We start from the raw sequence: 13,517 nt of genomic DNA, 5'->3' as shown, positions 1-13,517 counted from the left end.
GGTCAAAACACTCACGACCACGTCCCACGCAGCCTGGATTCCCGCTTGCCTCGACGGGGAAACTGGAGTTTCGGCGGAGGCGCGTCCGGTAACTCTCCGCGCGCGACGCGAAAGGACGGTATCGGTGGGCGAGCTGAGTGAGTACCGCGGCAAGCGAGACCCTGAGCGAACACCGGAACCTGTCCCCCAGACCGACGAGCTGGTCCACGGCGACAACGACGTGTTCGTCATCCAGGAGCACCACGCCAGGCGGCTGCACTGGGACATCAGGATGGAGCGGGACGGCGTGCTCGCGTCGTGGGCGGTGCCGATGGGATTGCCGTCGGAGCCGGGGACGATGCGGCTCGCGGTGCACACCGAGGACCATCCGCTCGAATACGCGACGTTCTCCGGCGAGATCCCGGCTGGCGAGTACGGCGCCGGGAAGATGCTGATCTGGGACCACGGCCGCTACGAGACGCTGCACTGGAACGATCACAAGGTCGAGGTGGTCTTCCACGGCGAGCGCGCCCGCGGCAAGTACCTCTTCCTCAACCGGCACGACCCGGAGTCCGAACGCGACTGGCTGCTCCAGCGCGTCGACCCGCCCGAAGCCGGCCACACTCCCCTGCCGCCCTTCATCGCGCCGATGCTGGCTCGCACCGGCAAACTGCCCTCGCTGGCCGAAGACGGTGACTGGGCCTACGAATTCGACTGGTCCGGCCGCCGCATGTCGGCCAAGATCGTCGGCGGCCGCTGCACCCTGGTCGACGACGGCGGCAGCGACGTCACCGCGCTGTTCCCCGAGCTGCGATCACTCGGTGAGCAGCTCGGGTCGGCCGAGGTCTATCTCGACGGCGAGGTGATCGTGCTGGAGAACGGCAAGCCGAGCCCCGGCGCGCTGGACCGCCGGATGGGCGCGGCCCGGTCACAGGCCAAGCGGCTCTCCCAGCATCTGCCTGCCTTGTATCTCCCGTTCGACGTCCTGCACCACGACGGCAGGTCATGCGCGGACCTGCCGTACGTCGAGCGGCGGCGGGTACTGGGCGTCCTCGACCTCAACGGCCCGCATTGCCGTATCCCCGACTTCTTCGTCGGCGACGGCGGCGCGGTCGCCGAAGCCAGCGTCAAACACGGCCTCGCGGGCATCATCGCGAAGCGGGCTGCGAGCACTTATCAAGCGGGTAAGGCCAGCGCTGACTGGCTCGCCATCGCCGGCGTCCGAGTCCGCGACGTCGTGATCGGCGGCTGGCGCCCCGGCGGCGGCAAGCGCGCAAGTTCCTTCGCGTCGCTCCTGCTCGGCATCCCGCACGGCGACGCGCTGCGCTATGTCGGCAACGTCGGCGCCGGCTTCAGCGAGAACGACCTTGTCCAGCTCACCGGCCGCTTGAAACGGTCGGAGCGCAAAAGCTCCCCGTTCCATGCGGTACCGCCCGGCCAGGCCCGCGACGCGCATTGGGTGACACCGAGACTGGTCGGCGAGGTCGTCTTCACCGGCTGGACGAAAGCGGGCTGCGTCCGCACGCCCCGCTGGCGCGGCCTGTGCCCGGGACGCGAAGCGGGCGAGGTGACCGACGATGCCTGAGTCGAAAGTGCTGGTGCAGGTCGACGAGCGACGCCTCACGCTGACCAACCTAGAGAAGGTGCTGTACCCGTCGAACCAGTTCACCAAGCGCGACGTGATCAGCTACTACACCCGAATCGCCCCGATCATCCTCCCCTACCTCGCCGACCGGGCGACCACCTTCGTCCGCTTCCCCAACGGCGTCGAAGGCAAGTCCTTCTTCGAAAAGGACGTCTCCCGCCACGCACCGTCCTGGGTCCGCACCGCCCGCCTCCCCGCCGATTCCCGCCGCGGCTCCGGCGACCTCATCGACTACCCGGTCATCGACGGTCTCCCCGCGCTCGTCTGGGCGGCGAACCTCGCGGCACTCGAACTCCACGTGCCACAGTGGACAGTCGGCCCGCGCGGCGCCAAGCACAGCCCCGACCTGCTGGTGTTCGACCTGGACCCGGGCGCGCCCGCGACGATCGTCGAGTGCTGCCAGGTCGCGTTGAAACTGCGCGACCTGCTCGCCGAAGACGACCTCGTCGCGTTCCCCAAAACCAGCGGCTCCAAGGGAATGCAGCTCTACTGCGCGGTCCGCACCACCCGCGACGAGCAGATCTCGGACTACGCGAAGTCCCTCGCCGAGACACTGAGTTCCCGCCACCCGCGCGAGATCGTCGCGAAGATGGCGAAGGCGTTGCGCTCCGGCAAGGTCTTCGTCGACTGGAGCCAGAACAACCCGCACAAGACGACGATCGCCCCGTACTCCTTGCGCGCGCGGGAACTGCCGACCGTGTCGACCCCGCTGACCTGGGACGAGGTCGAGTCGTGCGGCAAGCCCTACGACCTGGTCTTCACGGCCGAGGACGTACTCGACCGCGTCGACGACCTCGGCGACCTCTTCGCCGGCCTGGCCTCGAACCCCGCCAAGGTGCCCAAACGCTCCTGAGTCAGCTCAATTGCACGACAGCGACTGGCCCCGAAGGGCTGTGCAGGCCCAATACGTCGGGTGGTTTTCGATATTGGCGACCAGGTAGATGACGACGGCCGTGAAACCTCCCTGCGGCCCCGTCTTGCCTACAGTGAGACGTCCGCCGTGGGCGAGGCCGCATCGGCCGCACTCGCCGAAAGACCGATTCCGGTCATACTGAGCAACGCGACACCCACAGCCGCAAGAGCCTTCTTCACTTCATGCTCCCCTCGAGTGAACACAATGACCGGTCGCACGCCTCGCCGCCGCGGGTCTGATCGCCGTAAGACACCAGAAGTGACGCCCCGGTCGGGAAGTCACCGCTGTCTGTCACCCCTAGTTCGACGAACGACTGGACCCCGCGGACGGCGGCGGCCATGACCGGATCTTGACAGCGGGTGCTGCAGCGGCGCTGCAGTGTCACGGAACGCCGCTGCTCGACGGGTACCCTGGCCGCGGAAAGGGGGGTGTCAATGCCGGATGTTCGGTTCGGGGTGCTGGGACCCGTCACCGCGTGGTCGGGTGCCGATCCGGTGCCGGTCGGCTCGGACAAGTGCCGCCAGGTGCTCGGTCTGCTCCTGCTCCACGCGAACCGCTCGGTCGAGCGGGACGAGATCATCGAAGGCGCCTGGGGTGGCAGACCGCCCAAGAGCGCGGTCAACCTCGTCCAGAAGTACGTCGGTGACCTGCGCAGATCACTCCACCTCGACAACGGCGCGCTGCAGACGGTCGGCACCGGCTACCTGCTGCGGGTGACGCCGGATCAGCTCGACAGTGCCCAGTTCGCCTCGGGGCTGGCGCGGGCGCGGGAGACGCGGACCGACGGTGACCTGGTGACGGCGAGGCAGCGGTTCGTCGACGCGGTGTCGTTGTGGCGCGGCCCGGCGTTCAGCGGCATCGACACCCCGGCGGCCGAGACCGAACGCGCCAGGCTGGACGAGTATCGCTTCGGCGCGTTGGAGGATCTCGCCGAGTTGGATCTGCTTCGCGGTGAGCATGCGCTGGCGTTGCCCGAATTGTCCCGGCTGGCGGCCGAACATCCGTATCGCGAGCGCGTGCGTGAGCTGCTGATGATCGCGTTGTACCGCAGCGGCCGCCAGGCCGACGCGCTCGCGGTCTTCCACGATGTCCAGCGGATGCTGGCCGATGAGCTCGGCGCGAATCCGGGACCGGGGCTGCAGCGCGTGCACGCCCAGATCCTGCGCGGGGACGCCGCGCTTGATTCGGCCGCGGGCGCCAGGGAGGCGGACTCGCGGCCGATCTCCCAGCTGCCCGCGGACATCCCCGACTTCACCGGGCGGGCCGAGCCGCTGTCGCACTTGGTCGGCTTGCTGGCCGAGCGGCGGGTCGCGGTCATCGCGGGTGCGCCCGGCACCGGAAAGTCCACTTTGGCCGTGCGCGCGCTGTACGAAGCGCGCGACGCGTTCCCGGACGGGCAGCTGTACCTCGACCTGGCAGGCACGTCCGAGGTGCCGCGCGATCCCGCGATGATGCTGGCCGAGCTGCTGCGCGCGCTGGGTGTCACGGACGCGACGATGCCGTCGGGCACGCACGAGCGGGCGGCGCTGTACCGGTCCCGGCTGACCGATCGCCGGATGCTGGTGCTGCTCGACGACGCCGCGGGCGCGCACCAGGTGCGGCCGCTGCTGCCGCCGTCGGGCGGCTGCGCGGTGGTGGTGACCAGCAGGCATCGGATGGCCGACCTGACCGGCGCCGAACACGTCGAACTCGACGCGCTGACCGCCGAAGACGCCCGTGAACTGCTCGCGCGCATCGCGGGCCCCGAGCGGATCGCGCAGGAACCGGAGACCGCGGAAGCGATCGTGCGGCTGTGCGGCTACCTCCCGCTGGCCATCCGCATCACCGGCGCCAAGCTGGCGGGCAGGCGCGCGTGGACGTTGCAGGTGCTGCGCGACCGGCTCGAAGACGAGTCGCGGCGCCTGCGCGAACTGCGGGTGGGTGACCTCGACGTCCGCGCGAACTACGACCTGAGCCTGCGGCTGCTGCCGGACGAGGCCGTGCGCGCGTTCCGGCTGCTCGGCCTGCTCGGCGCGGAAACGCTGCCGGCGTGGGTGATCGGGCCGCTGCTCGGCCGGGCCGACACCGACGATGTGCTCGACGTGCTCGTCGACGCGTACCTGGTCCGGCTGGTCGACACCGACGGCGCGGGCCAGCCGCGGTACCGCCTGCACGACCTGCTGCGCGCGTACGCCGCGGAAGGCGCGCAGGAGTCCTATTCGGACGAAGAACGGCGCGCGGCCGTCGAGCGGGTCCTCTCGGCGTGGCTCGCGCTCGCCGAGCAGGCGCGGGATCTGTTCTACCCCAGCCTTTTCCAGCCGACACCCGGCCGGTCGCCACGCTGGCAGCCCGACCACCGGGTGCTCGACCCGGTCGCGTGGTTCGACGCCGAGCGCGGCACGCTCCTGCGCGCCGTCCAGCTGGCGGCCGACTGGGGGCTCGACGAGCTGGCCTGGGAGATCGTGATCGCCTCGGTCCCGTACTACGACCACCGCAGCCTCTACCAGGACTGGACCCGCAGCCACCACATCGCGCTCGAGGTCACCAGGGCCGCCGGCAACACCCACGGTGAAGCGGCGTTGCTGCAAGGACTCGGCCAGGTCGGCATCTACCTCGACGAAATGAACGACGCCAGGCGGAACCTGCACCGCTGCCTGGCGCTCTACCGCGCCATCGGCGACCGGCGCGGCACGGGACTCGCGCTGGCCAGCATCGGCACCGTCCACCGCGTGCTCGGCGAGCAGAACGACGCGCTCCGAGTCGACTACGAGGCGATTGGCCACCTCGCCGCCGTCGGGCACGGTCAGGCGGAGGCGCAGGTGCGCACCGCCATCGGCCTCATCCGCTTCGAGCAGGGCGACCTCGAGGCGGGCACGTGGGTCGAGGAGGGCCTGCAGATCGCGCGGCGCCTCGGCGACCGGCACCGGCAAGCCGTCATCCTCCGCACGCTCAGCCGCCTTCAGCAGGGCACGGCCGACACGAACGCCGCGTTGCGTTCGCTCACCGAGGCGTTGACGATCTTCAACGAGATCAACGACGAGCGCTGCGCCGCCTACACCGAACAACGGCTCGGCGCGGTCTACGCCAAACTCGGTGACACCGCCCGCGCCGGTTCGGCGCTGGAACGCGCGGCGCACGTGTTCCGCCTCAACGGCGACCGCACCAACGAAGCGGCCTGCTGGCACGAACTCGGCGAGGTCGAAGCGGTCCGCGGCGAGACCGAAGCCGCCCGGCGCCACCTCGGCCTGGCACTCGCGCTGTGGGAGGCCATCGGCCCGCCCGAGCGCGCCGAAGAGGCCAAGAAGGCGCTGGACCAGCTCTAGGGCGCGTCCGCCTGCACGGCGGCGCGTTCGCACCGCGCGCCGCACGGGTTCGGCGCAGGCACCAGGTTGACCACACCGGCCGGGATGCACATGCCGATCACGCTGAGCAGGGTGACGGTGAACCTCGCCATCGAGTGGATCATGACGGCTTCCTGTCAGTAGCAGTCGTTGCAGCCGGTCGGGTAGGTCTTCGCGGGACCCTGACGAGGCTGGTCGGAGTAGTAGGTGATGCGTTCGCGCCGGTAGGACGACATCAGCGACCAGCCTTGGCGGGTGCCTTCGTTGCACAGTCCGTAGCTCCGGGTGTACTTGCCTTGCAGGTGGTAGTGGCCGTAATAGTCGAGATAGCCCAGCTCGAGCACGGGTTTGACCCACTGGCACTGGGTCGTGGTCAGCCGCGTCCACACCGCACCGCAGGCCGGCGAGTGGCGCAGTTCGACGTAGTCACCCCAGTCGTTGACGTAGTGGCCAAGATCGCGCGCGTCCGCCGAGCAGCCCGCGGCCTGGGGATCCTTGCCGTTGCAGGCGTTGTAGCTGCAGGACACGGCGAACGCGGGCACGGCCTGGAACCCCAGCAGGCCCATGCCCGCGGCCATCGCGACGCACAGCGCGCGACGGATTCGGTACTTCGCTCCGGCCATCGGAACCTCCAGCGGGGCATGTGCGGGTCATCGACGCGATCGTGCCAAGGCACGCTGAACCCACACTGCAGTCCCGCTGAAACCGTGGACTGGCGGATCGTTCACGACCTTCAAGACAGGGGTCGTGAGTGGTACGGCCGGTTCTAACCGGCGTAAACACTCACGACCCCCAGGCGGGTTCAGGCGCCGGCGACGTAGGCAGCGAAGTGCTTGAAGTACTCCTTCACGCTCAAGTCGATGTCAGCCGCTTCGATCGCGTTCACGGCGTCGACGGCCAGGGCCTGGCAGGTCGACTCCACGTACTCCCGAGCCCCGAGGTCCTCCAGCAGCCGTTGCACCGCGGGCACCTCGGCCTCGGTCAAAGCCCCAGCGTCCACCTTCTCCAGCAGCTCCAGCGAACCCGAAGCCTGCTGCTTGGCGTACCCCAGCAGCAGCGTCCGCTTCCCCTGCCGCAGGTCGTCGCCGACAGGCTTCCCGGTCACCGAAGGGTCCCCGAACGCCCCCAGCAGGTCGTCCCGCAGCTGATAGGCCAGCCCCACCGGCTGCCCGTAGGCCGTCAACGCCTCGCCGAGTTCCACGAGCCGACCGGCCAGCGCCGCGCCCAGCCGCAACGGTCCCTCGACGGTGTAGCGCCCGGTCTTGTAGCGGGCGATCGTCATCGGGTCGGGGGCGAGATCGGCCGGGCAGGCGGCGGCGAGGAGGTCCAGGTACTGGCCGACGCCTGCGTCGACGGCCAGCTCGAAGAACACCGCCTGGGTCTCGGGGGTCGTGGTGCGCAGCAGGCCGATCGCGTAGAAGAACGCCATGTCGCCGACGATCATGCCGACGCCCTCGCCGAACCGGCGCGCCTCGCCCGTGTAGCCCGACTTCTGGTGTTCCTGCTGGTAACGGGCATGCGTGGTGAGCAGGCCCCGGCGGGTCGGTGAGTCGTCCATGATGTCGTCGTGGACGAGGCAGCCCGCGTGGAGCAGCTCGAGTGCCGCGCCGACATCGACGATGCGGGGGTCGGCGGGTGAGCCGCCCGCGCCGAGGAACGACAGGTAGGCCAGGCTCGGGCGTAGGCGCTTGCCGCCGCTCAAGACCGCGGTCGACAGTGCGTCGACGACGGCTTCGGAGCCGGGTGCGACCGCGGCGTAGCGGGCGCGGTCGGTGGCGAGCTGGGTGCGGAGGCGGGCTTCGACGCGGCCGCCGATGTCGCGGCCGAAGTCGGCGAGTGTGCGGCCGACGAAGGCCGGTGCTGTCCCCCAGCTGATGGTCATGAGTTCCCCGATTCTTCGACGGCACGCGCGAGGTGCGCGCGTGCGGCGTCCACTGTGAACAGTTCGGTGAGCACCTCGCGCAGCGGCTCGACCTCGGGGCCGCCGAGTAGCAGTAACTCTTGTGCGGCAACGAGTTCCATGACCGCGAGCGCGGCGGCGCGGCGGGTGCGCGCGTAGTCGTCGAGCAGTGTGTCCGCTCCGCCGGTGAGGGCGGTGGCGAGTGCGGCGGCGTCCTGGAGGCCGACGTTGAGTGCTTGGCCGCCGACCGGCAGGTGCCGGTGCGCCGCGTCGCCCGCGAGCAGCACGTTGCCTTCGCGGTAGGACGAGACCAGGCCGGTGGCGTTGTCGAAAGCGTCGGCCCAGAGCGGCTTGCCGCCCGCGATGTCCTCGCCGGTCACCTTCGCCCAGACGTCGGTGATCTCGGCGAAGGTGACCGGCTCGGTGCGTGCCGCCGACCGGCCGAACTCGTGCACCATCACCCTGGTCACGTCGCCGCGGGTGGCGGCGACCGCGAGGCCGTGTTCGAACCGCTCGAACCGCCGGTCCGGCACGGAAAGGCCGGTGACGTCGGCGCGCAGCAGCTCGCGGGTGGCCGGGCGGAACGCGTAGTCGAACCCGGCGAGCCGCCGGACCGTGCTGTTCTCGCCGTCGCACCCGACGACGTGCTCGGACTCGATCGCGACCGTCCCCAGTGGACCGTCCACTTCGAGATGATCACCGATGCCGGTCAGCGTGTGTGACCGCAGCAGCGAGACACCCAGGTCGAACGCCCGCTTGGTCAAGGCGGCTTCGGTCCGCGGTTGCGGGACCTTCCACAAGGGACTGTCCAATTCGAACGACAGGCCGCCGAAGTGCGCCTTCGACTCGGTGTCGGTCAGCAGCGACTCCAGCCCACGCGCGCGCAGCAGCGAGGCCGATCGGCTGGTCAGCTGTGTCGCGCGGGACTCGGTCATCGGCTCGGGCAGCCGTTCGACGACGATCACCGGGACCCCGGCTTCGCGCAGGTCACCCGCGAGGAGCAGCCCGACGGGCCCGGCGCCGACGATCGCGACGCCGGCGCTGAGCGTGGTCATCGTCGTTCGGCGTGGGTCTTGGCGTGCCCGAGGGTGGCCAGGCTGTTGGCGCTCAGCGCCGTGCGCACGAACGTCCGCGCGTCGTCGACGGTCGCGTCGGCGCCGAGCACCGCGGCGATGTTCGCCTCGTTGATCCGCACGGTGTGCCGTGACGTGGCGAGCACTCCCCCTGGCCGCTCCTCGAACAGCCAGTGTCCGGTGTGGAGTGTCATCAGCGCGGGCGGCTGGATCTGCTTGTAGACGATCTTGCGGTGCGGCAGGCAGACCCGGATCGACTTCGTCGTGTGCGTCGAACCGTCCTTGGTGCGGGTGTCCATCCCGAGCGTCTGCAGCCCGACCGTGTCCTCTTCGAGGTCGACCCGCGCGACGTGCGGGAGCCGGTCCGGCCAGAGCTGCGCCTCGTTGATGAAGTCGTAGACCTCGCTCGCGTCGGCGTCGATCTCCAGCGTGTCGTCGAAGCTGAACAGCAGGTCGTCGGGCACCTCGACGTTCTGCTTCAGCGCCGCGAGCTCCACCCGGCTGTTGCGGTCGACGGCCTGGTCGATCCAGTCGAGATCGGCCTCGGTCGCCGCCCGGTAGTCGTGCAGCAGCCGGACCCGGCATTCGTTCTCCGCCACCGGTTCGATGACCCACGCGCCGCCCATCGCGACCACCGGTGCCTGCGAGACCTCCTGCCGGAAGTCGACGCGCAGCCCGGCCGGGTCCAGGTCGCGCCGTGACGTCCACGTCTTGGCCGTGCCGTTCGCGGTCGCCCAGATCTGGATCCGCTCGGTCGTCTCGCCCCGCTCGACGTACTCGACGTGCACGGTCGGGTTGAACAGCTGCGGCCAGTTCTCGACGTCGGCGATGAGCCGGTAGACGGTCTTCGCGGGCGCGGCGACGGTGATCTCGTGTTCGACTTCGCGCATGGTGTCCCCCTCAGAAGTTGCCAAGGCCGCCGCAGACGTTCAACGCCTGCGCCGCGATGGATCCGGCGGTGTCGGTGACCAGGTAGCCGACCAGCCCGGCGACCTCTTCTGGCGTGGAGTAGCGGCCGAGCGGGATCTTGGCGTTGAACCGGCCGAGAATGTCCTCTTCGGACGTTTCCCACGCGGCCGCGTAGCCCGCGCGGACCCGCTGCGCCATCGGGGTTTCCACGTAGCCGGGGCACACCGCGTTGACGGTGATGCCGGTCTTGGCCAGCTCGTTGCCCAGTGCCTTGGTGAACCCGACGACGCCGTGCTTGGACGCGGAGTACGGCGCGCCGAGCACCACGCCCTGCTTGCCGGCGGTGGACGCGATGTTGACGATCCGGCCCCAGCCCTTGTCGCGCATGCCGCCGGTGGCGAGCACGTCCCTGGTCATCAGGAAGACGCTGTTCAGGTTGGTGTTGATCACGTCGAACCAGAGTTCGTCGTCGAGGTCGGCGGTCACTCCCCCGCCGCTGCGGCCCGCGTTGTTGACGAGGATGTCGATCGTGCCGTACCGCTCGACCGCGGCCGTCACGAACGCGCGGATCTGCTCGGGCGAGCGTACGTCACATGTCGTGCCGTCGACCTCGTATCCCTTGTCCCGCAACTGTTTCACGGTGAGCGCGACGTTGTCGGCGTCCCGCGCGCACAGGTAGACGTGGTGCCCTTGCGCGCCGAGCAGGTCGGCGACGGCGAGGCCGACGCCGCTGGTCGCGCCGGTGACGATGGCTGTCTTGGCCATGGTTCTCCTCAAGCCGCGTTGGCCAGCGCGAGCAGCTCGCGCGGGGTCTTGGCGCTGGTCGCGGCGTCGTCGTCGAGCGGGATCCGGTATTCGCGGGTGATCCGCGCGACGGTCTCCAGCAGCGCGAGCGAGTCGTAGCCCAGCTCGTCGAACTCGGTGTCGAGGATGTCGCCGTCCAGGTCGACCGCCTCGTCCGCACCGGCGCCGTCACGCAGGATGCGCTTGAGGCTGTCCAGGGTCAGTTCCATCAGTGTTCCTCCCAGTCGAGCCGCACGACGGCGGCCGAGTTGAATCCCCCGTGGCCGCGCGCGAGCACGAGCGCGGTGCGCACCGGCGTTTCCCGCGCGGTGGTCACCAGGTCGAGCCGGTAGCGCGGCGCGGGTTCGGTGTTGGTCGTGGGCGGGATGACGCCGTCGCGCATCGCCAGCAGCGCGGCGGCGACGTCGAGCGACGCGCCGCCTGCGTTGAGGCGGCCGGTCATCGTCTTGGGCGCGGTGACCGGCACCCCGCCCGGCCCGAAGACGGCGTTGATCGCGTCGGCTTCGACGGCGTCCAGTTCGGGCAGCGCGGCGGCGTCGGCGAAGACGACATCGACGGTGCTTGCCTCGATCCGGGCGTCCGCCAGCGCGTTTTCGATCGCGCGCCGCAGCCCGGGTTCACGGCCCAGTCCCGGTTTCGGGTCGAAGGTGGCCGCGTATCCGGCGAGCGAGCCGTAACCGTGCGCGCCGCGCGCACGGGCGGCCGCGGCGTCCTCCATCACCAGCATCGCGCCGCCCTCGGCGGACACGTGCCCGGCGGCCCGGGTGTCGAACGGCAGGTACTCGCCGGTGCTGAGACGGCCGCCCGCCTGCTGGGCGACCCAGCCCCACGGGCAGATCGCGCCGTCGACGCCGCCGGTCAGCATCATCCGGCCGCCCTTGCGCAGCTGCCGCCGCGCCTGCGCCATCGCGTCGAGCCCGCCCGCCTGATCGGCGACGATGACCCCGCCCGGTCCTTTCAGTCCATTGCGGATGGAGATCTGGCCGGTGTTGACCGCGTAGAACCAGGCGAACGACTGATACGCGCTGACGTACTCGCCGCCTTTGCTCCACAGGTTCTGCAGTTCCCGCTGCCCGAACTCGAACCCGCCGCCGGACGCGGCGGTGACCACGCCCATCTCGGGCGAGTCGGCGCCCGCGTCCGCGATCGCCCAGTCGGCCGCGACGAGCGCGAGCCTGGTCATGTGGTCGGTCTGCGGCAGCAGCCTGCTCGGCAGGTGATCGGCCGCGTCGAACCCCGGCACCTCCCCCGCCGTCCGCGCCGGATACCCCGAGGCGTCGAACCGCTCCACGGGCCCGATGCCGTCCTCGCCCGCGCAGGTCGCCTTCCAGTACTCCTCGGTGCCGAGCCCGTTCGGCGCGACGACGCCGAGGCCGGTGAACACGGCCGTCATCACGCACTCCCCAGGATCATCGCGCTCTGGAAACCGCCGAACCCGCTGCCGACGCTGAGCACCGTGTCGGTCCGCCATTCGCGCGCGGTGACCGGCACGTAGTCCAGGTCCAGCGCCGGGTCTGGGGTGGTCAGGTTCGCGGTCGGCGGCACGACGTCGTGCCGCATCGCGAGCACGGACGCGGCGATCTCCAGCGAGCCGATCGCGCCGAGTGAGTGCCCGATCATCGACTTGATCGAGCTGATCGGCGTGCGGTACGCGTGCTCGCCGAGCGCGCGTTTGACCGCCGCGGTCTCGTGCCGGTCGTTCTGCTGCGTGCCCGAACCGTGCGCGTTGACGTAGTCGATCTCGGAGGCGTCGAGCCGTGCCTCGTCGAGCGCCGCGGTGATCGCCTGCGCCATCTCGGCGCCGTCCGGACGCAGGCCGGTCATGTGGAAAGCGTTGCTGCGTGAGGCGAATCCGGCGATCTCGGCGTAGATCTGGGCGTTGCGCCTGCGGGCCCGGTCCAGGTCTTCGAGCACGAACACCGCGGCGCCCTCGCCGAGCACGAACCCGGAGCGGGTCGCGTCGAACGGCCGCGACGCGTGCGCCGGGTCGTCGTTGCGCGGGGTGGTGGCCTTGATCGCGTCGAAGCAGGCGACGGTGATCGGCGAGATCGGCGCGTCGGTGGCGCCGGCGATCATCACGTCGGCGGAGCCGTCCCTGATCAGCTCGCAGGCGTGGCCGACGGCGTCGAGCCCGGAGGTGCAGCCGGTCGACACCACCGCGACCGGGCCTTCCGCACCGCATTCCCAGGCGACCTCGCGGGCGAACGAGCTCGGCACGAGGTAGTCGTAGAGGTGCGGCACGGCATATTCGTGGTCGACGAGGAACTTGCGCCCGTCGTCACTGACCACGCGATACTCCTGTTCGAGACTCATCGTCGCGCCGACCGCGGTGCCGATCGTGACGCCGACGCGCCCCGGGTCACCGAACGCGATGCCACTGTCCGCGATGGACTCGCGGGTGGCGACGACGGCGAGCTGCGCCGCCCGGTCCATCCGCCGGATCTCCTGCGGGGTCAGGCCGTGCGCCTCGGCGTCGAAGTCGATCTCGGCCGCCACCCGCGAGCGGAACGGCGACGCGTCGAAGGTGCTGATCAGCCGCGTCGCGGTGCGGCCGTCGCTGAGCAGGCTCCAGAACTCCTTGGCGCCGACGCCGCCGGGCGCCACCACACCGACCCCGGTGATCGCGACCCGGCGGGTCACCGCTGCTCCCAGTCGTAGAACCGGGTGGCCATCGCGTCCTTGGGCGAGCGCCAGGTCTTCGGGTCGTAGGCGCCGATGAACTCCTTGAGGTCGGCGCTGATCCGGACGAACTCCGGATGCGTCTTGGCCTGCTCGATCGCCTCGGCGCCCTGGTCCTCCTCGAAGTCCTGGAGGTGGAAGTACAGGCCGCGGTAGTGGAAGAGCTGGCGGCGGCGGGTGCCCATCAGGCCGGGCATCTCGCCTGCGTCGAAGCCGGTGAACAGGTCGGCGACCGAAGTGGCCGAGCCTGCGTCCATCCGCGCCACGATCAGCGTGCTGTGCATGGTGTTCTCCT

Annotated in this window: 13 protein-coding genes; 3 read left to right on the top strand and 10 right to left on the bottom strand. The window is 70.2% G+C overall.

Annotation, left to right across the window (positions count from 1 at the left end; translation table 11 throughout):
- The first annotated feature begins 124 nt into the window (after positions 1–124).
- The 3 genes from AB5J62_RS19835 to AB5J62_RS19825 all read left to right on the top strand — a co-directional run bounded on the left by AB5J62_RS19835 (position 125) and on the right by AB5J62_RS19825 (position 5,839).
- Positions 125–1,564: a DNA polymerase ligase N-terminal domain-containing protein gene (locus AB5J62_RS19835; protein WP_370949754.1), complete on the top strand. Its 1,440-nt coding sequence runs from the start codon at positions 125–127 to the stop codon at positions 1,562–1,564.
- Positions 1,557–2,477 (top strand): non-homologous end-joining DNA ligase, encoded by a 921-nt coding sequence (gene ligD, locus AB5J62_RS19830; RefSeq protein WP_370949753.1) that lies wholly within the window; start codon positions 1,557–1,559, stop codon positions 2,475–2,477. Before AB5J62_RS19835 ends, ligD begins: the two co-directional genes overlap by 8 nt.
- 494 nt (positions 2,478–2,971) lie before the next feature.
- The gene (locus AB5J62_RS19825) at positions 2,972–5,839 is read left to right on the top strand and encodes a BTAD domain-containing putative transcriptional regulator (protein ID WP_370949752.1); all 2,868 of its coding nucleotides are present in this window, start codon (positions 2,972–2,974) and stop codon (positions 5,837–5,839) included.
- Here the strand turns inward: AB5J62_RS19825 and AB5J62_RS19820 are convergent.
- The 10 genes from AB5J62_RS19820 to AB5J62_RS19775 all read right to left on the bottom strand — a co-directional run bounded on the left by AB5J62_RS19820 (position 5,836) and on the right by AB5J62_RS19775 (position 13,506).
- Positions 5,836–5,970, bottom strand: a complete 135-nt coding sequence (locus AB5J62_RS19820) for a hypothetical protein (RefSeq protein WP_370949751.1) — start codon at positions 5,968–5,970, stop codon at positions 5,836–5,838. The two genes, AB5J62_RS19825 and AB5J62_RS19820, sit on opposite strands and share 4 nt — an antisense overlap.
- Before the next feature lie 24 nt (positions 5,971–5,994).
- Positions 5,995–6,480 (bottom strand): DUF2690 domain-containing protein, encoded by a 486-nt coding sequence (locus tag AB5J62_RS19815; RefSeq protein WP_370949750.1) that lies wholly within the window; start codon positions 6,478–6,480, stop codon positions 5,995–5,997.
- Between the two features lie 179 nt (positions 6,481–6,659).
- On the bottom strand, positions 6,660–7,739 hold the full coding sequence (locus AB5J62_RS19810; RefSeq protein WP_370949749.1) for a polyprenyl synthetase family protein: 1,080 nt from the start codon (positions 7,737–7,739) through the stop codon (positions 6,660–6,662).
- Positions 7,736–8,812, bottom strand: a complete 1,077-nt coding sequence (locus AB5J62_RS19805) for an FAD-dependent monooxygenase (RefSeq protein WP_370949748.1) — start codon at positions 8,810–8,812, stop codon at positions 7,736–7,738. The genes AB5J62_RS19810 and AB5J62_RS19805 overlap by 4 nt, the downstream gene beginning before the upstream one ends.
- Positions 8,809–9,720, bottom strand: a complete 912-nt coding sequence (locus tag AB5J62_RS19800) for an aromatase/cyclase (protein ID WP_370949747.1) — start codon at positions 9,718–9,720, stop codon at positions 8,809–8,811. Before AB5J62_RS19800 ends, AB5J62_RS19805 begins: the two co-directional genes overlap by 4 nt.
- 10 nt (positions 9,721–9,730) lie before the next feature.
- Positions 9,731–10,504, bottom strand: coding sequence for an SDR family NAD(P)-dependent oxidoreductase (locus AB5J62_RS19795; protein ID WP_370949746.1), 774 nt, complete (start codon positions 10,502–10,504; stop codon positions 9,731–9,733).
- Positions 10,505–10,512: 8 nt separating this feature from the next.
- Complete coding sequence (locus AB5J62_RS19790) at positions 10,513–10,752, bottom strand: acyl carrier protein (RefSeq protein ID WP_370949745.1); 240 nt, start codon at positions 10,750–10,752, stop codon at positions 10,513–10,515.
- A complete protein-coding gene (locus AB5J62_RS19785) occupies positions 10,752–11,936 on the bottom strand; it encodes a ketosynthase chain-length factor (RefSeq protein WP_370949743.1) in 1,185 nt (394 codons plus the stop codon). Before AB5J62_RS19785 ends, AB5J62_RS19790 begins: the two co-directional genes overlap by 1 nt.
- Positions 11,936–13,183: a beta-ketoacyl synthase gene (locus AB5J62_RS19780; protein WP_370949742.1), complete on the bottom strand. Its 1,248-nt coding sequence runs from the start codon at positions 13,181–13,183 to the stop codon at positions 11,936–11,938. Before AB5J62_RS19780 ends, AB5J62_RS19785 begins: the two co-directional genes overlap by 1 nt.
- Positions 13,180–13,506: a TcmI family type II polyketide cyclase gene (locus AB5J62_RS19775; RefSeq protein WP_370949741.1), complete on the bottom strand. Its 327-nt coding sequence runs from the start codon at positions 13,504–13,506 to the stop codon at positions 13,180–13,182. Before AB5J62_RS19775 ends, AB5J62_RS19780 begins: the two co-directional genes overlap by 4 nt.
- Between the last annotated feature and the right edge of the window lie 11 nt (positions 13,507–13,517).

It is taken from the genome of Amycolatopsis sp. cg5 (genome assembly GCF_041346955.1).
Taxonomy (GTDB): Bacteria; Actinomycetota; Actinomycetes; order Mycobacteriales; family Pseudonocardiaceae; genus Amycolatopsis.
The sequence above is the reverse complement of the archived record's forward strand: the minus strand, read 5'-3'. Positions and strand labels throughout refer to the sequence as shown.